We start from the raw sequence: 21,010 nt of genomic DNA, 5'->3' as shown, positions 1-21,010 counted from the left end.
TGCCAATGTTGCGTTAAGGTTTGAGTTGAATCGAAACGATCCAACCTGCACGCATTCGGAATACTATCCTATTCTGGTGAAATCCGGCGGGCGGCGCTCCGCAAACGCCGTAAACGCCTCACGCGCTTCGGCGGTGCGCAGGCGCTGCGCGAACTGCTCGCCTTCGGCCTGCATCTGCGCGACCAGCGCCTCGCCGTTGCGCATCAGCCGCTTGGTCGCGATGAGAGCCCCGGCCGGCTGGCGGGCGAGACGCTGCGCCAGCGCAAGCGCTTCGGCATCGAGCCTATCGAGCGGCACCACACGGTTGGCGAGTCCCCATTCCAGCGCCGACCTGGCCGGCACGGTTTCGCCAAGCGCGAACATCTCGTAGGCGCGGGCATAGCCGATGCGCGCCGGCATCAACAGGCTGGAGGCGGCTTCAGGCACCAGCGCGAGGCTGACGAACGGCGTCGACAATTGCGCGTTGTCGGCGAGCACGACGAGGTCGCAATGCAGCAGCATCGTGGTGCCGACGCCGACGGCACGGCCCTGCACGGCCGCGACCAGCGGCCGGGTGCAACGCGCCAGCGACTGGATGAAGCGCACCACGTTGCGGCTGCCTTCGGACTTGCCGGCCGCGACGGCCGCGAACTCGCCGACGTCGTTGCCGGCGGTGAACATGTCGCCCTCGCCGCGGATCAGGATCACGCGGGCGGATGGGTCGAACTCGGCGGATTCGATCGCATCGGCGAGCTTGCCGTACATCGCATCCGTCAGCGCGTTCTTCTTGTCGGGACGTGCCAGCGTGAGGGTGAGGACTCCGCCGCTATTCTCGATCCGGACGTGCTCGGTCATTAGTCTGCTCCGTGTTATTCGTCTGAACGTCTTGGAAACTTGTCCTGAATGCTCGTCAGCCAGCGTGCGACGATGTCGATTTCCGCGGCCGTGAAACCTTCCGTCAGCGCCGCATTGACCTCCGCCGCGCTGGTCTTGGCCTGCGCCAGCGCGGTGCGCCCCTTCGGCGTCAGCCAGATGCGAAAGGCGCGGCCGTCCTCGCGATCGGCCCGCCGCTCGACCAGTTTCGCAGCCACCGTCCGGTCGACGAGACCCGAAATGCCGGCCGGTCCCATGTCGAGCGCCGCCCCAGCCTCGCCCATCAGGACGCCATCCTGCTTGCCAAGGATGAACAGTAGCCCCGCCTGCGCCGGCGTCACCGCGCTCTCGGGCCGCGCCGCCATCCAGCGCTGCAGCCGGCGCTGGGCGACACTCAGCAAGTAGATCAGCCGGGGATGCCGAGCGACGGCGCTGTTATTTCGCATGCGAAATAGATAGTGAAACGCAGGCGCGTTGTCAAACGGGCCCTCTTGGTTATGGCGCGCAGGTGAAGCTCGCCGCTTCCGTCACCGGGCCGCTCTTGTAGTGCGGCCAGGCCGGCCAGCGGCACAGCGGCAGCGAGCGCGTCGCGGCAAACGACGGCGCCTCGACCTTCTGCTCCCTGACCTCTAAGTCGCCGGGCGCTTTGCCATTCTCGACCCAGTCGACCAGCACGCTCAGCATGTCGACATTGGCGGGCGCGCCGGAGCCGACATGGTCGACGCCGGGCGCGGTGTAGAGGCGCGCGAACTCCGCGGTCTCGGCCTTGCCCATCTTGCGCTCGACGCTCTCGAAGTAGCGGATGCCGGCATAGGGGCTCTGGGCGTAGTCGGCCATGTGCTCGAGCACGATCAGCCGGCCGCCCCGCGCCCGGAACCGACTGAGATCGGGATCGGTGGAATCCATCAGGCTGGACACCTCGAGCAGCCGCGCCTTGTGCTCTTCCACCTTGTAGGTGGTGACGTCGAGCTTCGGATCGCGCGCGAAGACATATTGGATGCCGCCGGCGCCGTAGATCCAGGCGATGCCGTTGTTCGGCGCGGGCGGCTGCGCCGGCGGCGCGGTGCCGAGCCACCAGGAGACCCAGCCGCCGGTCGGCCCGACCGCGGGGATGTCCTCGCCGGAGACGCCCCAGCCCGGATAATCGTCGAGACCATTGGCGAGCGCGAAGGGGAATTTGTAGGTGGCGTGCAGCGTGTTCACCGCCTTGATCTGTGCATCGGTGAGACACTGGTCGCCGCTCTGCCCGGCCGCGCAGCGCAGCGTCTCGACCTTGAACGCCGCCTTGCAGCCGACGGGATCCTGCACCAGCGCATCGTCGGAGCCGTCGGCCTTGTCGCAAGCCGCGCGCACGGCCTCGCCTACGAGCTTGACCTGCGCCGGGTTGATCCAGCCCTCGCCCATGGTGACGAGACCCGAGCGCGTGCCGGCATGCTGCAGCCCGACCCAGTTGATCACGGGCACACGGGCGAAGATGCCGTCGAAATCGTCGGGATAGCGCTGCGCCATGGCGAGGCCTTCGCGGCCGCCCTCTGACGAGCCCATGAAGTACAGCTTCTCCGGCTTCCTGCCGTAGGCACGCTGCATCAGCCCGACCGCAGCGTCGCGCACCTTCTTGTAGGCGCGATGGGCGAAATTCTCGAACGCTTCGTCGTTCAGCGCAAAGACCTGCGGCGGCTCGCCCTGCTTGGTCTCGTGGCCGGAGTCGGTGCCGTAGGTGACGAAGCCGCGCGCCAGCGGCGAGGGCCTGTCGAAGGGATAGGCCGGCGGCAGCGCAAGGCCCGTGATCAGCACACCATTGAAGCCGCCGCCGCCATATTGCAGCGAGCGACCGTTCCATTCGACGGGAAGGTTGACCTGGAATTTGATCGGGGGCGCCGTGGGATCGGTGGGATCGATATGGCCGAGCACCTTGCAGAAGCGCGGATTGGCCGGCGTGATGCGTGCTGACGGCGTCGGCCCGCGCTCGGCCACGGCCAATTGCGACGGCGCCTGCAGGGTCGCGGAATTGATCTTCACGGCGTCAGCGCCGCCGACGAGGCCTTTGCAGACGGTCTCGGCGTCTTCGGCCAGCGTTGCCGCTGAGGCACCACTCGCGCTCATTGCGGCCGCAGTGCCCACCAGCCATGCACACAGCTTCGCTCTGTTGCGCTTCATCGTTTCAACCCGGCTTGTCCTGTTGCGTTCGGCACTTGGCCGCATTCAATGCAACCTTCGCCCGTCCGTCAATCGCTGACGCCGGCTTTCCGTCAGAACGAGCCCAGCGCAGTGCCCAGGGCGATCACCGCCAGCAGCGCCAGGAGCGAGGTCACGATACCGACCATGACGATATCGAAATAGCTGTCGCGATGGGTCAGGCCGCAGATCGCGAGCAGGCTGACCACCGCACCGTTATGCGGCAGGATGTCCAGCGTTCCCGCGCCGATCACCGCCACGCGATGCATCAGCGCAAGGTCGATGCCGTGGCGCGCGGCAAGTTCGACATAGGTCGGGCCGAGAGCATCGAGGGCGATGGTCAGGCCGCCCGACGCCGACCCGGTCAGCGCGGCCAGGATGTTGGTCGCGACGGCGAGCGAGACCAGCGGTCCCCCTTCGATCGCCAGCACCCAGTCGCGCACGATCGTGAACGCCGGCAGCGAGGCCACGACGGCGCCGAAGCCGACGAGGCTGGCGACGCTGAACGCAGGCAGGACCGACGCATTGGCCCCGGCGTCCATGGTCCGGCGCAGCACCGGCAGGCGCGCCCAGTTCAGCGCGATGGTCGTGACGATGGCGGCAGCCAGCGCCACCGCGACCGACCACACGCCTGCGACCGCCGCAAGCGTCGTGTCGCCAAAGCGCGGCTCGGCGAGATAGCTGACATCGAGCCGCGGCAGCACCACCAGCGACATCACCAGGTTGACGGTCACGACAACGACGAGCGGCGCCATGGCGTTCAGCACGGGCGACGGCCGCTCGCTGCGATGACCGTGCTGTAGCTCCGCCGGATCGAACTCGCGGGCAGTCGTCGCGCGCTCGCGCACGAGCTCGTCAGCAGCGGCCTGCTCGATCGCGCCCTCGGCGTCGTCGCCATAGCCTTCCCCGGCGCGGCGCGCCGCAGCTTCGGCGCGATGCAGCCACCACAATCCCGCGCCGAGTATGATGAGCGAGCCGACGACGCCGAGGCCCGGCGCGGCAAACGGCGTCGTGCCGAAGAACGGCATCGGAATCGCATTCTGGATCGACGGCGTGCCAGGTAGGGCCGACATGGTGAAGGTCGACGTTCCCAGCACGATCGCGGCCGGGATCAGACGAGGCGTAATCGAAGCGGCACGAAACAGCGAGCGGGCCATTGGAACGATGACGAAGAACGCAACGAACAGGCTGACACCACCATAGGTGACCAGCGCGCCGGCGAGCACGACCGCCAGGATCACGCGGCGTTCGCCGAGGCGCTCCGCCATGAAGCCGGCGACCGACGTCACCGCGCCACTGTCGTCCATCAACTTGCCGAAGACGGCACCAAGCAGAAAGATCGGAAAGAACTGCGCCAGAAATCCCGCCGCGTTCACCATGAACACCTGGGTCAGGTTCGCGAGCAGCGGCTCACCGCCGAACAACGCAGCAATGAGTGCGGCGAACGGCGCGAGCAGCAGGACGCTCCAACCGCGGAAGGCGAATAGGACGAGCAGACCGAGTCCGACGAGGAGGCCGAGGAGACCCATGCCTCAGCACTCCGACAGCAGGACATCGAGATCGGCGGTCGAGCGGCGGCCGATCTCCGCGCCGTGCTCGGCGAGGAAGTTGTCCGCGGCCATGCGTCCCTCGGCGCGCAGCATCGAGACGAACTCCCACTCCGCGTTGAGCTTCGAGGAGGCCCCGAACTTCGCCAGCATGTCGCTCTTGATCCGGTGCGTGCGCATCTTCGCCCAGCGCGCGCCCTCGCCGCTGCCCGGATCGGCCGCCTGGCGCAGCAGCGCGATCATGCGCAGCTCCTTCATCAGCGGCGAGTTGAAGGAGATTTCGTTGAGACGGTTGAGGATCTCCGCAGCCGTCCGCGGTTGCTCCGGCCGCTCGGTCGGATTGATCTGGACGAGAATGGTGTCATGCGCGTCGCTTTCGCGGACCAGCGGCGTGATGGTCGGGTTGCCGGCATAGCCGCCGTCCCAATAGGGCTCGCCGTCGATCTCGATCGCGCGGAACATGGTTGGAAGACAGGCCGATGCCAGCAGCACGTCGGCCGTGATCTCCGCGTTGCGGAAGATACGTCCGCGCCCGGTGCGTACCCGGGTCGCGGTGATGAATAGCTGGATCGGCGAGCGCACGAGCCGTTCGAAATCGATGCTCTCGGCCAGCACCGCGCGCAGCGGATTGTAACCGGTAGGATTGAGGTCGTAGGGCGAGAGCACACGCGACATCAAATCGGTGAGGATGTAGAACGGCGACGTATCGAGGGTCCAGCGCCCCATCAAGCGGTCGAGCGGAGAGCGCTGTAGCGGGCTGAAGGCCGCGGCCTTCGAGATACGACGCCAGTATCGGTCGAGCGCCTCACGCGCCCCCTCGGCGCCGCCGGCCGTCCACCCGTCCGCCAGGACCGCCGCATTCATCGCGCCTGCGGAGGTTCCGGAGATCGCGGCGATCTCCAGCCATTTCTCTTCCAGAAGACGGTCGAGCACACCCCAGGAGAAGGCGCCATGCGAACCGCCGCCCTGCAGCGCGAGATCAATCAGTACGGCGTCCCGTTCCATGGCGGACACTCACGCAACTGAAGCTCAAATTCGACGTGATTGGAACACGTCGAATTCGACCGCAGTGTGGGAGCACCGGCCGCAAGATGCAACCGGAACGTGGGCGGTTTAGTGCTCAAATACCAGCCGCGCCCCGACCGTTCCCTCGAGGCCGCGGATCTGCCGCAGCAGCTCGCCGGAATCCTGACCGCCGAGATCGGCGTCGAGCACGACGTAGCCGAGGTCGCCGGCGGTCTCCAGATATTGCGCGGCGATGTTGATGTCGCGCTGAAGGAAGACCTCGTTCAGCCGCCGCAACATGCCGGGCACGTTGCGATGGACATGGCTGAAGCGTGCACCGGAGGGACGAAGATGCAGCTGCACCTCCGGGAAGTTGACCGCGCCCATCGTCGAGCCGGTAATGAAATAGTCGACCAGTTTTCGCGCGACCTCGCCGCCGATGCGCTCCTGCGCCTCCTCAGTCGACCCACCGATATGGGGGGTGAGGATGACGTTCTCGATGCCCTGAATGGGACTATTGAAACGATCGGCATTCGACGAAGGCTCGACGGGAAAGACGTCGACGGCCGCACCGGCGAGATGACCGTCGCGCAAGGCACGCGCCAGCGCATCGAGATCGACCACGGTGCCGCGGCTGTTGTTGATCAGAAACGAGCCCGGCTTCATCGCCCGCAGCTCCCTCTCGCCGATCATGCCCGCAGTCTCCGGCGTCTCCGGCACGTGCAGGCTGACGACGTCGCTCTGCGCCAGCAGATCTTCCAGCTTCTCGACCGGCTCGGTGTTGCCGTGGCGAAGCTTGTCGGTGCGGTCGAAATAGATCACGCGCATGCCCATGGCTTCGGCCAAAGTCGAAAGCTGCGAGCCGATATTGCCGTAGCCGACGATGCCGAGCGTGCGGCCGCGCACCTCACGGCTGCCCGCCGCCGACTTGTCCCAGCCCCCCGCGTGGGCCGACACCGAACGCGGAAAGATCCGCCGCAGCAGCATCACGATCTCGCCGATGACGAGCTCGGCGACGCTGCGCGTGTTGGAGAACGGGGCGTTGAAGACGGGAATACCGCGCTTGCGCGCCGCCGAAAGATCGACCTGGTTGGTGCCGACGCTGAAGCAGCCGACCGCGAGAAGCTGGCCGGCCGCCGCCAGAACCTCATCCGTGATCTGCGTGCGCGAACGGATGCCGAGCAGCGACACGCCCTCGAGCGCGTGCCGCAGATCCGCGCCGTCCAGCGCCTTGGTCAGCCGTTCGACATTGGTGAAGCCGGCGCTCGCGAACAGGTCGACAGCGCTATCATTGACGCCTTCGAGCAGCAGCGCCTTGGCGCTTCGCTCAGGGCTTTGGCCTGGGGCGGACATGGCATCTCCGTAGATGGCAGCTTTGCCTTCGCACATAGACCGCGGGCGGTGCGCAGCACAATAGGGAACGGATACGGGGAGAAGACGGCCGGAGCCGAGGATGCGCTTGGCATCCCAGAGCTCGGTCAAATCACATAGAACCCGTGCGTGCCGTCGCGGCGGAGCTGCTCGACGAGGCCGTATTCCCAATCGAGATAGGCCTGCATCGCAGCTTCGGCCACATCGGTGCCTTCATAGGGCCGGCGGTAACGGTGGGCCGGATCCGGCTTCGGCAAGGCGTGCGGCGGGCCGACCTCGAGCGCGCCGTCATAGCCGCCTTCGAGCACGTAGACTTCCCAACCCATCTGCGCCAGCCAGGACGCCGTCATGTCGGCGCGCACGCTTTTGTCATCGGTCAGGACGATGCGCGCGCCGCGCACCGGCGCTGCCATGTCGGTTTCCTGCACGAGCTGGCCGCCGGGATAATGGCGGAAGCCGGGGAGATGCCCGGCCGCATAGTCCTCGGCATCGCGCACGTCGAAGCGATACAGCGTGCGATGGGTCTCTGCGACCAGCGCCGCCATCTCGTTCGCGCCGATGTGACGGACACCGGCGCGATAGGCGACATCGCGGGCATTGGCCGGACCGCCCTCGAACGGGCCGATCGCGCCGCGCCTGTCGGCGCCGTGATCGAGCGCGTGCCTCGCCAGCGTCCAGCCGATGGTGCCGTTGCGCAGCGCCCGCACCTTGTTGGGCACGCCGGCATTGATCAGCGATTGGGTGCCGATGATGGAGCGGGTGCGGCCGGCGCAATTGACGATGATGGTGGTTTCAGGATCGGGCGCGGCCTGGCCTGCCCGCAGCACCAGCTCCGCGCCGGGCACGCTGACCGAGCCCGGGATGTTCATGGTCGCGTATTCGTCGAAGCGGCGGACGTCGAGGATGGCGATGTTGGCCTTGTCGGCGATCAGCTTTGCCACCTCGTCGGCACTCAGCGAGGGCGTGTGGCGACGCGACTCGACCAGCTCGCCGAAAGCCTTGGAATAGGAATTGACGTCCTCGAAAACCTCGAACCCCGCATCGCGCCACGCCTTCAGCCCGCCGTCGAGTGCGCTGACATTGGTGTAGCCGAGTGCAGCCAGACGCTCGGCGCCCGTCGCGACCAGCCCCTCGCCGTCATCATAGAGCACGATCGCCACGTCCTTGCGCGGCAGCCGCACCTCGGCCTCGATCACAATCCGGTCGGCGGCCATGTTGGCTGCGAACAGCGGATGGCCGGTGGCAAAGGCGGCCTCGTATCTGAGATCGAGCAGCGCGATCTCTTCGCGCAGGAGCAGGGCGCGGCGGATATCGGCGGGGGTGACGGTGGGAAGCTTCATGGCGAAAACCTGACAAGGACGTGCCACGGGCTTTTGAACGATTGTCGAGGTGTTGGCTAGCCTCTTCGGCAGCAACTCACTCGCCCGGAACGAGCCGGCCGAGCGGCGGCTGCGCCGGGCGCCGCAGCTTGCGGCGCGACAGATAGAGCAAAATGCCGGTGACCGAGAACAGCGGCATCAGGGCCGCCGCAATCATGAAGGCGAGCTTGCCGGGCCAGCCCAGGACCGCGCCGCGATGGATATCGAGCATGTTGGCGATGATCTTCTCGCCGAACGTCTTGTCGGCGTAACGTTCGGCGGAGGCGACCTGACCGGTGACGGCATCGATGCGGAATTCATCGCGCGTGGTGTCCAGCGTCGAATCCTTCCCCCACGACCGGATCCGTATCGCCGTGCCAGGCCCCGGCGGCAGCGTCAGCAGAGCCCTGGCAAAGCGGTCGCCCTCCTCACGCCGGAACGTCGTCCATGCCAGGTCGAACCCGATCGGCTGAGCCGGCTCGGAACGAGCCGCCGCACGCGGCGCCTTCGCGGACATTCTTGGCTGCATCTTCGCGGCAGAGACTTCTGGACGCGACAGCAGCCAGACGACGCCGTCCTTGTACCAGTCGAACGAATACCACAGGCCCGTGAGCGTCATCACCAGATAGACCGGAAGAACCCAGGTGCCGATCACCGCATGCAGCGAGCGATGCAGCCCGCGTCCGCTGAGACCGAGATTGGGCTTGAGCCACATCTTCACGCTGCGCGCGCGACGGGGCCAGCGCAGCACGAGGCCCGAGACCAGCATGACGATCAGGCCGAGCGCGGCCACACCGGTGATCTGGCGGCCCCAGCCCTTGGCATCGCCTGATATCAGCAGCCAGCGATGCAGCTTCCGAACCGTCGCGAAAAACGCCTCGCCGCGCGGCGCACCCAGCACGCGCGCATCATAGGGGTCGACATAGAGCGAATTCGGCCGCGCGCCCTGCTCGTCGCGCGCGAAGCGGACCCGCACGGCCGCAGTCGGATCGCTCGACAGCATGACGGCCGAGACCTGACCGAAATCCTGCCCCGCCTTCAGCCGCGCGACCAGCTCGTCCGGCATCAGCGCCGGCATCTCGCGCGGCACGACGTGCATGATGCCGGCGTTGAGATGATCGACGATCTCGTCCTCGAAACTCATGATCGCGCCGGTCAGCGCGATCAAAGCGAGCAGCAGCGCGAGCACCAGGCCCGCGATGGAATGGACCTGGAGCAGGATAGCTTTGATCATGTGCCCCGGCCGCGCTGCCATCGCTAGAATTTCACCGTTGCCGAGAGAGACACCCGGCGCGCGTCGCCGATAGCGACGTTTAAATTATTCACGGCTGAGGGATAGTAGACCGTGTCGAACAGGTTCTTGACGTTCACCTGGTACACCACCGGAAACTGCTCGTGTTTCGTCTCGTAAGTCGCAAAGAGGTCTGCGACGACATAGGACGGCAGGAAGAAGCTGTTGATCGAATCGCCCGGACGGTCGCCGACATAGCGCGCGCCGCCGCCGAGACGGAGCTGGCCGGGCAAGGCGGTGCCAAAGTCGTAGACCAGATAGAGCGAAGCGGTGTTCAAGGCGACGTTTTGCAGCTTCTTGCCGAGCAACGTCAGATCCTCGGAGACCGTCACGCGGGCGTCGGTATAGCCATAGCTCCCAATCAATGCCCAACTGTCGGTGAGCCTGCCGGTGACGTCGATTTCGAGGCCGCGCGAATGAGCGCGGCCGACGGTGTGAAGCTCCACCACGCCCGCGCTGTTCGTCTTCGTCGTTTGCACATTCTTCTTGTCGAGGTCGTAGAATGCGACGGTCCCGGAGATGCGCCGGTTGATGTCGAACTTCACGCCGGTCTCGTACGACACACCCTCCTCGGGCGCGACCCTGGAGTCGATCACCACGCCGATCGGCGCAATCGTCGAGTTCGGCTTCAGCGATTCGGTGTAGCTCGCATAAAGCGAGATCTGGTCGGTCAGCTTGAAAATCGCGCCGCCAAGCGGGAGCACCTTGTCTTGCGACACGTTTGTGTTGGTGTTGAACGGCTTTCCGCGTCCGGCGATCTGATCGTAGTCCATATAGCGCACACCACCGACCAGTGCGAACCGCTCGGTCAGATGCAGCGTGTCCTGGAAGAACAGCGACCACTGGCCAAGCTTGTCGGTCTGGGCGCTGTCGGGGTTCGACACCCTGGTTCCAGGCCCGATCAGCCCATAGACAGGATCGTAGACGTTGAAGGCGGGAGTTGTCTGCCGGATCAAGACGTCGCGATAGATCGTGCGATACTGACCGTCGCCGCCGAATAGCACCTCGTTGCGCATGTCGCCGAGCCAGAAGCCGCCCGAGACATAGGATGTTCCATAGCTGACATTGCTTAGCGAGCTTCCCGTGCCGTCGTTGCTGCGCGTCTCGACGCCGGTCGTGAAATTGATGCCGGTGATGCGGAGCTGGTTGGCGCTGAAGGTTTCGGTGTTGTAGCTGTAGCCTGCGTAGAGCTTCCAATCCTGGTTGAAGCGGTGCTCGACCGAAGCCTGGATCAGATCGGACGTGCCCCAGGTGTTGTTGAAAGGCTCATCCAGCCGGCGCGTAGCGGGCACGGCCAGCGGCGCCTTCGTCACCGGATTGAACGCGGTGCCGCGGTCGAACGGATAGATGAACTCGCGGTGCTCGTAGTTCAGCTGCACCGTGGTGTCCTGGCCGTACCACGCGAGCGAGGGCGCAACCAGCATCTCGCGGTGACGACCGAAATTCCGCCAATAATCCTCGCTGACGCCGTAGCCGATGAAACGATAGGCGAGCCCCTGGTCGCCGATCGGACCGGTGACGTCGAGCAGGCCGTCGGCACCGGTCTTGGAGGCACTGAAGGCCGAGCCGAGCAGCGTGACCGAGCCATGCTGATAGAGCTCGGGCCGCTTGCTGATGGTGTTGACGATGCCGCCGGGATCCATGATGCCGTAGAGCAGCGAAGCCGGACCTTTCAGCACCTCGACGCTTTCGACCGCAGGATTGAGACTGCGGCCCTGCACCAGCGGCATGCCGTTGCGCATGATCGAGCCGTCGCGGTTGTCGCCGAAGCCACGGCGGATCACCGCGTCCTGGCTGCCGGCGAGCGTGTTGGTCTGGGTGACGCCGGAGACGTTGCTCAGCGCGTCGTCGATGTTGCGCGGGAGCTGGTCCTTCAGCACCTGCGCAGGCACGACGTTGACGGCCTGCGAGGTGTCGAGCGGCGAGGCGCCGCTGCGCAGCGTGGTCGCGCTCGGCATCGCGCGGTAGCCGAGCTTTGCGGCTTGCTGTGCGGCGGCTACGGCAGCGGCGCGCTCCGACAGCGTCGGCGCCGCGGGTGCGGGATTGCGGCTGGGCTGGCGGCGCGCCGCCGTTTGCGCGCGGCGTGACGACTGCTCCGATGCACGTGCCGGCTTCGGTCGTGGCGCCGGCGCCTCCACCGTCACCGGCGGCAGAGCCGATTGCGCCTGTGCGCTCGTCGTGATGGAGGGATATTCGATGAGCAGCACCGCTGCTCCCATGAGAAGACCTGCACGGCTCTTGCCGGCACGGGTTCGATGGCCGTTGTCACGTTGGCCATCCACGAAGGCACGCACTTTCATTCCACTTCAAGTCAGGAGCATTGAAGTGTGCGCCTGTAACAGCCGCCGCGATCAAGGAGAACCGTAGCCGGGCTTGAATCGCTCTAGTGTTGAATTGTTCTAAGAGGAGGCGGATGCTGAACAGCAATCATGAATTGCCGGTGCACCGCGCATGACACGCTGCACGCGAAATCGTGACCCGAGATTTCACGGATCACGCGATGGCGGGAGCGATCAACTCGTCGAGCTTCCGCTTGAACGCACTGCCGTCCGACAAAGCGCGGAGCGGCGGACGCACGCGCAACCAACCTGCATCGCCGGTCTGCGCCGCAAGGATCGCCTTCAGCGTTGGGACAAGGGAGGGCGTCTTCAGCACGACGTCGACCGCCGCCTGCATGCGCGCTTCGACGTTCTTGCCGTCAACCATCGCCTTGACCAGCTCCGGCGCAATGTTGGCCATGCCGCAGATGGTGCCGGCGCCGCCGGCGGCGATCGCGCGAGTGATATCGGGTTCGTTGCCGACGGTGATGGCGAGCTCGGGCGCGGCGGCACGGAATGCTTGGAACTGCTTGAAGTCGCCGCTGGAGTCCTTCAGACCGGCAACCACTTGGCCGTAGCGCTTGCGCAGGCTTGCGGCGACTGTCGTCGGGATCGCAACGCCCGAGACTTGCGGAATGTGGTAGAGCGAGGCGCGCAGGCGATCGTCGGCAACACCGTCGATGACGGCCGCAAAGGCGTCCTCGATGCCTTCATGCGTGACACTCCGATCGAAATAGGGCGGCAGCAGCAACACGTGGCGCAGGCCGAGGCCGAGCACGGCGCGCGTCAGCGCAATGCTGTCGGTGATGGCCGGAAAGCCGCCGCCGATTCCGATGCGCTCCGCCGCGACCCCGGCCTTGAGCATCGCTTCGATCGTCGCAATCCGTTCGGCGGCGTTGAATGAGGTCCCCTCGCCGGTGGTGCCGAACAGCACGACGCCGTCGACGCCCTTGCCGAAGAGGTGCTTGGCGTGAGAGGCGAGCTTGGCGGCGTCGACACTGCCGTCCGTCGCCAGCGGCGTCGCCGACGCCACCCAGAACCCGCAAATTGCCTCGGCCATCACACCACCCTTTGCTGCCGCACCCGGCCAAGCCGCTGATCTCCAACGATCTTTCGCGCTTGCCGAGACCTTGTTTTCACTTTACTTTTGGTCTTGTACCTTACATACAACGTTCATGCAATCATCCGCGCCATGTGCGCGGCCAGATCTTGAGGAGGTCTCGCATGAACATGGTGACCCCCACCGGACGCCCCGACCAATTGCTCGGCGCGTTGCGCGACAGGCTCGGCGCGCTGGCAGTGCTTGTTGGCACAGATGTGCCGGCGCGCAATTGCAACGACTGGAGCGCGAGCCTGCCGCAGACGCCGCGCGCGGTGATCCGCCCCGTCGATGCGCAGGGCGTTGCCGACGCGATTACGACTTGCCGGCAGGCGCATCTGCCGTTCGTGCCGCAGGGCGGACTGACCGGACTGTGCCGCGGCGCTTCGCCCGAAGCGGGCTGGGTCGCGATCTCGCTGGAGCGCATGACCGGCATCGAGGAGATCGATCGCGCCTCGATGACGATGACGGTGAAAGCCGGCACGCCGCTGGAGACGATCCAGAAGGCGGCCGACGAAGCCGGCTTCTTCTTTCCGCTCGATCTCGGCTCGCGCGGCTCCTGCGCGATCGGCGGCAATCTCTCGACCAACGCCGGCGGCAACCGCGTGATCCGTTACGGCATGACGCGCGAGCTGGTGCTTGGTCTCGAAGTGGTGCTGCCCGACGGCACCGTCATCACCAGCCTCAACAAGCTGATGAAGAACAATGCCGGCTATGACCTGAAGCATCTGTTCATCGGCTCGGAAGGCACCCTCGGCATCATCACGCGCGTGGTGCTAAAACTGTTCCCGAAGCCGCGCTCGACCATGGCCGCGCTGTGCGCCTTGAAGGATTATGCCGCGGTGATCGCGCTGCTCGATGCCGCACGCTCAGGGCTCGGCCCGCTGCTGTCCGCCTTCGAGGTGATGTGGCCGGATTATTGGGAGGTGATCACGGCGCGCGCCGGCGTGAAGCCCCCGGTCGCCCCAGGCCACGGTCTCTACGTGCTGGTGGAAGCGCAGGGCACCGACGAGAGCATCGATGCGCCGCGCTTTGAGAGCTGGCTCGAGGAGCTGATGGAGCGCGGGCTGCTGGCGGATGCCGCGGTGGCGCAATCGCTGGCGCAGACGCAGGCCTTCTGGCGCGTGCGCGACATCTGCGCCGAGTTCGGCCAGGTGCTGGGGCCGCACATCTCCTACGATATCGGCCTTGCCGTGGCACGCATGAACGAGTTCGTCACGCGCTGCAAGACGGCGCTCGCGACCGGCATCGAGGGCTGCGAGAGCGTCTATTACGGCCATATCGGCGACGGCAATCTGCATCTCGTCTCCTGGGTCACCGGCCTTTCCGTCGCGCAACAGCCGAAGGAGGAGATGGACGCGATCATCTACGGTCTGGTCCGCGAGCTCGGCGGCAGCGTCTCCGCCGAGCACGGCATCGGCACCTTGAAGAAGCAATGGCTGGGCCATGCGAGGGGCGAGGCCGAGATCGCGCTGATGCGCACGCTCAAGGCGGCGCTCGACCCCGATCACCTGCTCAATCCCGGCAAGGTGATCTGAACGCACCATGCGATCGCTCAAGCTCGATACGCCGAAATCGCTGTCGCAGCGGGTGATGCTGCGGCTGCGCCAGGCCATCATCGACGGCGAGTTCGCGTTAGGCGCTGCCATCTCCGAGGAGATGGTGGCCAATTCCTTCGGCGTCAGCCGCACACCGGTGCGCGAGGCCATGGGCCAGCTGCAGGCGCAGGGACTCGTGGTGATCCGACCCCAGGTCGGCAGCTTCGTCTTCACGCCGAGTGCGGACGACATCCATGCGCTCTGCACCTTCCGCATTGCGCTCGAGCCCAAGGCCGCCGAGCTCGCCTTCCGCAATGACCGCGACGGCGCGATTGCGTCCATGAGCGCGGCGATCGCGGCGATGGAGCCGGCCGTCGCGGCAAAGGACAACATCGCCTATGGCCGCGCCGACACCGCTTTTCACGAGGCGCTGTTCGCCCATTGCGGCAACCGCTATCTCGCCGAATCCTATCAGCTCGTCTCCGGCCGCGTCGCCGCGCTGCGCACCAATCTGACCTCGCCGATCGACGTGCGCACCCGCACGTCCTTCGACGAGCACCGCAAGCTGCTCGATCTGTTCGCGCGCGGCGAGTTCGCCGCCTTCGAAGGCCTGATGACGACGCACATCACGAATTCGGGAATGGTCTATGCTAGGGCGTTGAAGGTGGATTGAGCGCCTCTACCGCTCCTCCTTCGATCCCGGCCTGTCGAGAAAATCGAGCGCGGTGTTGATTTGCTCGAGCTGGTGCTCGATTCGGTCGCGATCCTCCACCGATGGCGCCTGTTCGAGCTGTTCCACCAGCTTCTGCTTCCGCATCAGCAAGTTCTCTATGACCGTACCCACGATTCCCCCATCGCCAGAGGCGACGTCACGGACGCCGAGACGATGGAGGCGCGCGCAACCCGGGCCCGCGTCGAACCCTCAATTTGAATGTTGCTGGGAGCGATTGGTTCCTCCGGCGCCGTGCCGGATCGCACTACTTCTTGGTGATGTTCCAGTAGACCGGGACCGCTCCCTTTACGAGGCCGTCAACGTTGCTGCGTACCGCCCGCACCAGATAGAGCTGTGCAGCAGGCCAATACGGCACATAGTCGACGGCGCGGAGCTGGAGGTCGGCTGCGATCTTCTTTTTCTGCTCGGGATCTGTCGCCAACGCGAATTCGTTGCGCAGCTTTTCGATCTGCTCGTCGCAAGGCCAGCCGAACCAGGCCTTGTCGCAGTTTGCGCGCAGCCCAAGGTGGCCGACCGGCTCGAACATGTCGGCGCCCGTCGGTCCCGACATGAACAGCGACCAGCCGCCCTTGTCGACGGTTTCCTTGGACGCGCGGCGTCCAACCAGCGTGCCCCAGTCCATCGCCTGCGGCTCGACCTTGAGGCCGATCTGGCGCATCATCTGCTCGGCGACGAGGCTGAACGTATTCGTCGGCCCGCTTTCGGTGGCATGCAGCACCACGACGGGCGTGCCGTCATAACCGCTGTCGGCGATCAGCTTCTTGGCCTTTTCGATATCGGGCTTGGTCCAGCCGGCAGCCGTGAAATAGGGTGATGAGCACATGTAGAAGCTCGGGCAGCTCTTGTAGAGCTTGGGGTCGCTGACATAGGCTCGCGCGAACTTGTCCTGGTCGATCATGTAGCTGATCGCCTGCCGGACCTTTGGATTGTTGAACGGCGGGACCGAAATGTTCATGCGGAACACCATCTGCATGCCGAGCGTGTCCTGCGGCATCGTCTTGATGTCGGGATTGCCGGCAAGCGTCGGCAGGAAGTCCGGCGGCACCTCCTCGAAAATGTCGATCTCGCCGGCCTGGAGTGCATTGAGCGCGGTCTGCGCATCCGGGATGTAATGCCATTCGACCCGGTCGACCTTGGCGAGCTTGCCGCCGGCAAGCCCGCTCGCCGGCTCCGCGCGCGACTTGTAGGACGGGCTCTTGACGTAAACGACCTTGGAGCCCGGAACCCACTCGTCCTTCTTCATGATGAAGGGACCCGAGCCGGTCGCATCCGTGATGGCGGTGTCCGCCGGCGTCGCAGCGATCCCCTTCGGCATGATGAAGGGCACATTGGAGCTCGGCTTGGAGAGCGCGTCGATCACCAGCCCCCAAGGACGTTTGAGCTTCAGCTCGAAGGTTTTTTCGTCCTTAACGGTCAGGCTGTCGCTGACGGAGGCAAGCTGTTGCCCAAGGCCGTCACGCTGCCACCAGCGCTTCAGCGAAACGACCGCGTCTTCGGCGGTGACCGGCTGCGCGTTGCTGAAAGTCAGGCCGCCGCGCAGCGTGAAGGAATAGGTGAGTTGATCGCCGCTGACCGCGAAGGACTCCAGCATTTGCGGTTGCGCGACGAGCTTCTCGTCCAGCGAGAACAGCGTGTCGTACACCATATAGCCGTGGTTACGAACCATATAGTCGGACGTGATCACGGGATCGATCTGCTTGAGATCGCCAAAGGGGCGGATCTTGAGCACCGTCTCCGCAACGGCAGGCGATATTGCACCCAGCCAACCTGCCGCCATCATGACCGCAAATGTTCCGTTCGGCGATCTCATTTGGTACTCCTCCCGTTTTCTGTTTCTAGGCAACTGCGTCGGGGGCTACGGCCCGGCCCGGACCCGGCGCGTCGAAGCGTGGCAGCGATCCTGCGTGATGACAGGCGACGGCATGGCCGGGCGTGACTTCAGTCATCGCCGGCGCCGCTTGCGCGCAAATGTCCGTCGCGAACGGACAGCGCGTGCGAAAGCGGCATCCGGACGGCAGCGAAGCGGCACTCGGCACCTCGCCTTCGAGAGCCGCGCGGCGGCGCCGGTTGCGCGGGTGGACCGCAGGGACGGAATCGATCAACGCCCGCGTATACGGATGCACCGGTGCAGCGAACACGGCTTTCGCCGGCCCCTGCTCGACGATGGCGCCGAGATACATCACCGCCACGTCGTCCGCGAGATAGCGCACCACGGCGAGATCATGCGAGATGAACAGATAGGAGATCCCGATCTCGCGCTGGACATCCTTTAGGAGATTCAGGATCTGGGAGCGGATCGACACGTCCAGCGCCGCGACCGCCTCGTCCGCGACGATCAGCGCGGGATCCGCGGCGAGCGCCCGCGCGATGCCGAGGCGCTGCCGCTGTCCGCCCGACAGATGATGCGGCAGACGTGCGCGAAAATGTTGGGGCAGTCCGACCTGGTCGAACAGACGCGCGACCTTCCGCCGTCGCGACACCGCATCGCCGATGCCGAAATTCTGCAAGGGCTCTTCGACGATCTCCGCCGCGGTCATGCGCGAGTTGAGGCAGGCGAAGGGATCCTGGAACACCATCTGCACCTGCTGGCGCTTCCTGCGCAGCGTCTCGCCGGAGAGATTGCCGAAGTCCTCGCCATTGATGTGGACCGAGCCGGCCGTCGGCCGCAACAGGCGCACGACCATGCGGCCGATCGTGGTCTTGCCGCAGCCGCTTTCACCAACGAGGCAGAAGGTACGTCCGCGCGCGACGACGAAGCTGACGTCGTCGACGGCGCGAAGATCGCGCCGGCCGAACAATCCGAACGGCCCCTGCCGTGAGGTGAAGATCTGGGTCAGACCTGAGACCTCGAGGACGGCGCTCATGCCGGCACCATCGCGCCGGCCTTGCCCAGCCAGCATGCCGTCAGGTGCTCGTCAGCGCCCGACAACAACGGCGGCTCCGAGTGACACACCGGCATCGCCGCGCCGCAGCGCTGGCGAAAGGCGCAGCCGGTGCCGAGCGAGACCGGGCTCGGCACGCTGCCGGGAATCTCGACGAGACGATCGCGGATGCCGCTGTTGAGCTGGCCGATCGCCCCAAGCAGGCCGCGCGTATAGGGATGGGCCGCGGCATCGAAGATGCCGTTGACGCCGGCCTGCTCGACGATGCTGCCGGCGTAGAGCACGACGACCCGGTCGGCCATTTCCGCGACCACCCCGAGATCGTGCGTGATCAGGAGCACGGACGTGCCGAACTCGCGACGCAGATCGTCGATCAGGGTCAAGACCTGGGCCTGGATGGTGACGTCGAGCGCGGTGGTCGGCTCGTCGGCGATCAGCAATGCAGGGCGCAGGGCGAGCGCCATCGCGATCATCACGCGCTGCCGCATGCCACCGGAAAGCTGGTGCGGAAATTCGGAGGCCCGTCGCCGCGCATCCGGAATGCGGACGAGATCGAGCAATCCGACCGCCTGCCGCCGCGCGTCCGCCTCGGACACGCCACGATGCTCGACGATCACCTCCGCGATCTGCTCGCCGACCCGCAGCAGCGGATTGAGCGACGTCATCGGCTCCTGAAACACCATCGCGAGACGGTCGCCCCGGAGCTTGCGCAGTTCCTCGGCCCCGAGCGTGACGAGATCGCGCCCCTCGAAGAGGATGCGACCGGAAGCGACCTGCATGACGCTTCGGTTGAGCAGGCCGATGATGGAGAGCGCGGTCAGGCTCTTGCCGCAGCCGCTCTCGCCGACGAGGCACAGCGTTTCACCCCGATCGATCGCAAACGAGACGTTGCGGACGAGCGGCACCGGGGTGCCTCGCCTGTTGAGTGTAATGGAGAGGTTCTCGACGGAGAGCAGCGGCGTACTCATCGCATCTCGCCTCCCGCAAAGCTCGGATCGAGCAGGTCGCGAAGCGCATCGCCGAGCAGGTTGGCGGCGAGCACCGTCATCGCCAGCATCAAGGCTGGGAAGCCGAGAATCCACGGCGCGATCTGCAGGAACTGCCGTCCCTCCGACATCATGTTGCCCCAGCTCGGCACGTCGGGCGGCGTGCCTGCACCGAGAAACGACAGGATCGATTCCAGGATCATCGCGGAGGCAAAGACGTAGGTCGACTGCACCATGATCGGCCCGGCAGCGCCGGGCAGGATGTGACGATGCAGGATGGTCACGGGACGCCCGCCACAAGTGATGGCGGCCTCGACATAGACGCGTTCGCGCAAGCTGAGAACGCTGGCGCGCACCACGCGCGCCATGCGGGGAATTTCCGGGAGGCTGATCGCCGTGACGATCACGATGGGCGAAGCGCCAATCAGCGCCACGAGTGCGATCGCGAGCAGGATCGCGGGGATCGCCATCACCGCATCCATCGCGCGCATTACGATCTTGTCGACGCTGCGGAAATAACCGGCGATGACACCGATGCACACGCCGATCAGCGTGGTGAGAACCGCAACGGCAATGCCGACCGACAGCGAAACCCGCGTTCCCACCAGCGCGCGGGCAAACACGGAACGTCCGACTTGATCGGTGCCGAAGGGCTCCGCCGGCGACGGCGGCTGAAGCCGGTTCAGCGGGTCCAGCGCAGCGGGATCCGCGGTGATCCACGGGCTCACGACGGCCGTCACGCCAAAGGCGAGCAGCAGAACGCAACTCAGAGCCAGTATGGGCTGGCGAACCGGCAGGCTCGCGATCTGCGCAAACCGGTTGACACCGATGTCCGGCGCATCGAGCCCTTCAGCTGCGTGGGTCATCGCCATCGGCTCGTCCTGCATCAGTACCGGATCCGCGGATCGACGACAGCGTAGAGAATGTCGACCACGAGATTGACGACGACATAGACGAAGGCGAACAGCAGGATCAGGGCTTGCACCACCGGATAGTCGCGCCGGAGAATGGAGTCTGCGGTCAGCCGGCCGAGGCCGGGAATGGAAAACACGGTCTCGGTAACGACGACGCCGCCAAGCAGCGCGGCAAATCCGATGCCGACGACCGTGATGATCGGGACTGCGGCATTGCTGAGCACGTGCCGTACGATGATTTTGCGGGCCGCGAGCCCCTTGGCATGGGCGGTGCGGACATAATCTTCGCGCAGCACCTCCAGCACCGCAGCGCGCGTCACCCTCGCGATCAAGGCGATATAGAGGAAGCTCAGCGAGATCGCGGGCAGCACGAGCGAATGCAGGCAGGCCAGCACGCCCTGCGACAGCGGCTTATAGCCCTGCACCGGAAACCAGTGCAGGCCGAGTGCGAGCGTATAGACAAGCGCGAAAGCGACGACGAAGACCGGCAATGAGAAGCCGAGCACCGCCCCCGCCATGGTCAGGCGCGCGACGAGCCCCCTCGGACGATAGGCGGCGACGAGGCCGAGCGGCACGGCGACGACGACCGCGATCGTGATCGTCATGAGAGAGAGAAGCAGCGTCGGCTCGATCCGCTGGGCGACGAGCTGCGAGACCGGGATGCGGCTGAACAGCGACAGGCCGAAATCGCCGCTCAGGATGCGGCCGGCCCATGCGAGGAAACGCGGCAGCAGCGGCAGATTGAGTCCGAGCGCCTGGCGCACCGCCTCCACCTGTGGCGGCGAGGCGAAGTCACCGGCGATCAGCACGGCGGGATCACCCGGCACGAGGCTGAGCAGCAGAAAGACGAATACCGCGACGGCGAGCAGCACGGGGATGGCCGCGAACAGCCGACCGACCACATAGCCGGTCATGCCGAGCGCCTGCAAATGCAGACCGGC

At 65.8% G+C, this 21,010-nt stretch carries 18 protein-coding genes; 2 read left to right on the top strand and 16 right to left on the bottom strand.

The window, feature by feature from the left end; all coding sequences use genetic code 11:
- Positions 1–63: 63 nt before the first annotated feature.
- The 10 genes from I6F31_RS23020 to I6F31_RS22975 form a co-directional block, all read right to left on the bottom strand.
- Entirely contained in the window at positions 64–834 is a 771-nt protein-coding gene (locus tag I6F31_RS23020; RefSeq protein ID WP_225147302.1) for an enoyl-CoA hydratase, read from the bottom strand.
- A 14-nt stretch (positions 835–848) separates the two neighbouring features.
- Positions 849–1,298: a MarR family winged helix-turn-helix transcriptional regulator gene (locus I6F31_RS23015; RefSeq protein ID WP_225147301.1), complete on the bottom strand. Its 450-nt coding sequence runs from the start codon at positions 1,296–1,298 to the stop codon at positions 849–851.
- 49 nt (positions 1,299–1,347) lie between these two features.
- The gene (locus I6F31_RS23010; protein WP_225186155.1) at positions 1,348–3,009 is read right to left on the bottom strand and encodes a tannase/feruloyl esterase family alpha/beta hydrolase; all 1,662 of its coding nucleotides are present in this window, start codon (positions 3,007–3,009) and stop codon (positions 1,348–1,350) included.
- A 92-nt stretch (positions 3,010–3,101) separates the two neighbouring features.
- Positions 3,102–4,556 (bottom strand): SLC13 family permease, encoded by a 1,455-nt coding sequence (locus tag I6F31_RS23005; protein WP_225133969.1) that lies wholly within the window; start codon positions 4,554–4,556, stop codon positions 3,102–3,104.
- 3 nt (positions 4,557–4,559) lie between these two features.
- On the bottom strand, positions 4,560–5,579 hold the full coding sequence (locus I6F31_RS23000) for a patatin-like phospholipase family protein (RefSeq protein ID WP_036026863.1): 1,020 nt from the start codon (positions 5,577–5,579) through the stop codon (positions 4,560–4,562).
- A gap of 108 nt (positions 5,580–5,687) precedes the next feature.
- Positions 5,688–6,932 (bottom strand): phosphoglycerate dehydrogenase, encoded by a 1,245-nt coding sequence (serA, locus tag I6F31_RS22995; RefSeq protein ID WP_036014487.1) that lies wholly within the window; start codon positions 6,930–6,932, stop codon positions 5,688–5,690.
- A 125-nt stretch (positions 6,933–7,057) separates the two neighbouring features.
- The gene (locus tag I6F31_RS22990) at positions 7,058–8,290 is read right to left on the bottom strand and encodes a rhodanese-like domain-containing protein (RefSeq protein WP_225186154.1); all 1,233 of its coding nucleotides are present in this window, start codon (positions 8,288–8,290) and stop codon (positions 7,058–7,060) included.
- A gap of 76 nt (positions 8,291–8,366) precedes the next feature.
- Positions 8,367–9,563, bottom strand: coding sequence for a PepSY-associated TM helix domain-containing protein (locus I6F31_RS22985; RefSeq protein WP_225186153.1), 1,197 nt, complete (start codon positions 9,561–9,563; stop codon positions 8,367–8,369).
- Between the two features lie 2 nt (positions 9,564–9,565).
- Entirely contained in the window at positions 9,566–11,899 is a 2,334-nt protein-coding gene (locus I6F31_RS22980; protein ID WP_225147297.1) for a TonB-dependent siderophore receptor, read from the bottom strand.
- Between the two features lie 193 nt (positions 11,900–12,092).
- Positions 12,093–12,977, bottom strand: coding sequence for a dihydrodipicolinate synthase family protein (locus tag I6F31_RS22975; protein ID WP_225147296.1), 885 nt, complete (start codon positions 12,975–12,977; stop codon positions 12,093–12,095).
- Positions 12,978–13,141: 164 nt separating this feature from the next.
- Between I6F31_RS22975 and I6F31_RS22970 the strand changes: the two genes are divergently transcribed.
- Both I6F31_RS22970 and I6F31_RS22965 read left to right on the top strand, forming a co-directional pair.
- On the top strand, positions 13,142–14,554 hold the full coding sequence (locus tag I6F31_RS22970) for an FAD-binding oxidoreductase (RefSeq protein ID WP_225186152.1): 1,413 nt from the start codon (positions 13,142–13,144) through the stop codon (positions 14,552–14,554).
- A gap of 7 nt (positions 14,555–14,561) precedes the next feature.
- On the top strand, positions 14,562–15,227 hold the full coding sequence (locus tag I6F31_RS22965) for a GntR family transcriptional regulator (RefSeq protein ID WP_225183450.1): 666 nt from the start codon (positions 14,562–14,564) through the stop codon (positions 15,225–15,227).
- 6 nt (positions 15,228–15,233) lie between these two features.
- Here the strand turns inward: I6F31_RS22965 and I6F31_RS22960 are convergent, their stop codons facing one another.
- From I6F31_RS22960 to I6F31_RS22935, 6 genes are all read right to left on the bottom strand, one after another.
- Positions 15,234–15,371, bottom strand: coding sequence for a hypothetical protein (locus I6F31_RS22960; protein ID WP_162130853.1), 138 nt, complete (start codon positions 15,369–15,371; stop codon positions 15,234–15,236).
- A gap of 160 nt (positions 15,372–15,531) precedes the next feature.
- Positions 15,532–17,097 carry an ABC transporter substrate-binding protein gene (locus I6F31_RS22955; protein ID WP_225140564.1) on the bottom strand — a complete coding sequence of 522 codons (1,566 nt, stop codon included), beginning with the start codon at positions 17,095–17,097 and terminating at the stop codon, positions 15,532–15,534.
- 25 nt (positions 17,098–17,122) lie between these two features.
- Positions 17,123–18,151 (bottom strand): oligopeptide/dipeptide ABC transporter ATP-binding protein, encoded by a 1,029-nt coding sequence (locus tag I6F31_RS22950; RefSeq protein ID WP_225140565.1) that lies wholly within the window; start codon positions 18,149–18,151, stop codon positions 17,123–17,125.
- The gene (locus tag I6F31_RS22945) at positions 18,148–19,137 is read right to left on the bottom strand and encodes an ABC transporter ATP-binding protein (RefSeq protein ID WP_225140566.1); all 990 of its coding nucleotides are present in this window, start codon (positions 19,135–19,137) and stop codon (positions 18,148–18,150) included. The genes I6F31_RS22950 and I6F31_RS22945 overlap by 4 nt, the downstream gene beginning before the upstream one ends.
- Positions 19,134–20,042: an ABC transporter permease gene (locus tag I6F31_RS22940; protein ID WP_225140567.1), complete on the bottom strand. Its 909-nt coding sequence runs from the start codon at positions 20,040–20,042 to the stop codon at positions 19,134–19,136. The genes I6F31_RS22945 and I6F31_RS22940 overlap by 4 nt, the downstream gene beginning before the upstream one ends.
- Positions 20,042–20,983 carry an ABC transporter permease gene (locus I6F31_RS22935; RefSeq protein ID WP_036014490.1) on the bottom strand — a complete coding sequence of 314 codons (942 nt, stop codon included), beginning with the start codon at positions 20,981–20,983 and terminating at the stop codon, positions 20,042–20,044. The genes I6F31_RS22940 and I6F31_RS22935 overlap by 1 nt, the downstream gene beginning before the upstream one ends.
- Positions 20,984–21,010 lie beyond the last annotated feature (27 nt).

The organism is Bradyrhizobium sp. NBAIM01 (assembly GCF_020194115.1).
Taxonomy (GTDB): Bacteria; Pseudomonadota; Alphaproteobacteria; order Rhizobiales; family Xanthobacteraceae; genus Bradyrhizobium; species Bradyrhizobium yuanmingense.
The sequence above is the reverse complement of the archived record's forward strand: the minus strand, read 5'-3'. Positions and strand labels throughout refer to the sequence as shown.

Excerpts from the sequence above, each read along its gene's own strand:
- I6F31_RS22960 (WP_162130853.1), bottom strand. The coding sequence starts at position 15,371 with ATGCGGAAGCAGAAGCTGGTGGAACAGCTCGAACAGGCGCCATCGGTG.
- I6F31_RS22955 (WP_225140564.1), bottom strand. The coding sequence starts at position 17,097 with ATGAGATCGCCGAACGGAACATTTGCGGTCATGATGGCGGCAGGTTGG.
- I6F31_RS23020 (WP_225147302.1), bottom strand. The coding sequence starts at position 834 with ATGACCGAGCACGTCCGGATCGAGAATAGCGGCGGAGTCCTCACCCTC.
- I6F31_RS23015 (WP_225147301.1), bottom strand. The coding sequence starts at position 1,298 with ATGCGAAATAACAGCGCCGTCGCTCGGCATCCCCGGCTGATCTACTTG.
- I6F31_RS22940 (WP_225140567.1), bottom strand. The coding sequence starts at position 20,042 with ATGCAGGACGAGCCGATGGCGATGACCCACGCAGCTGAAGGGCTCGAT.
- I6F31_RS22945 (WP_225140566.1), bottom strand. The coding sequence starts at position 19,137 with ATGAGTACGCCGCTGCTCTCCGTCGAGAACCTCTCCATTACACTCAAC.
- I6F31_RS22935 (WP_036014490.1), bottom strand. The coding sequence starts at position 20,983 with ATGACCGGCTATGTGGTCGGTCGGCTGTTCGCGGCCATCCCCGTGCTG.
- I6F31_RS22950 (WP_225140565.1), bottom strand. The coding sequence starts at position 18,151 with ATGAGCGCCGTCCTCGAGGTCTCAGGTCTGACCCAGATCTTCACCTCA.
- I6F31_RS22965 (WP_225183450.1), top strand. The coding sequence starts at position 14,562 with ATGCGATCGCTCAAGCTCGATACGCCGAAATCGCTGTCGCAGCGGGTG.
- I6F31_RS23010 (WP_225186155.1), bottom strand. The coding sequence starts at position 3,009 with ATGAAGCGCAACAGAGCGAAGCTGTGTGCATGGCTGGTGGGCACTGCG.
- I6F31_RS23000 (WP_036026863.1), bottom strand. The coding sequence starts at position 5,579 with ATGGAACGGGACGCCGTACTGATTGATCTCGCGCTGCAGGGCGGCGGT.
- I6F31_RS23005 (WP_225133969.1), bottom strand. The coding sequence starts at position 4,556 with ATGGGTCTCCTCGGCCTCCTCGTCGGACTCGGTCTGCTCGTCCTATTC.
- I6F31_RS22970 (WP_225186152.1), top strand. The coding sequence starts at position 13,142 with ATGAACATGGTGACCCCCACCGGACGCCCCGACCAATTGCTCGGCGCG.
- I6F31_RS22980 (WP_225147297.1), bottom strand. The coding sequence starts at position 11,899 with ATGAAAGTGCGTGCCTTCGTGGATGGCCAACGTGACAACGGCCATCGA.
- I6F31_RS22975 (WP_225147296.1), bottom strand. The coding sequence starts at position 12,977 with ATGGCCGAGGCAATTTGCGGGTTCTGGGTGGCGTCGGCGACGCCGCTG.
- I6F31_RS22990 (WP_225186154.1), bottom strand. The coding sequence starts at position 8,290 with ATGAAGCTTCCCACCGTCACCCCCGCCGATATCCGCCGCGCCCTGCTC.
- serA (WP_036014487.1), bottom strand. The coding sequence starts at position 6,932 with ATGTCCGCCCCAGGCCAAAGCCCTGAGCGAAGCGCCAAGGCGCTGCTG.
- I6F31_RS22985 (WP_225186153.1), bottom strand. The coding sequence starts at position 9,563 with ATGGCAGCGCGGCCGGGGCACATGATCAAAGCTATCCTGCTCCAGGTC.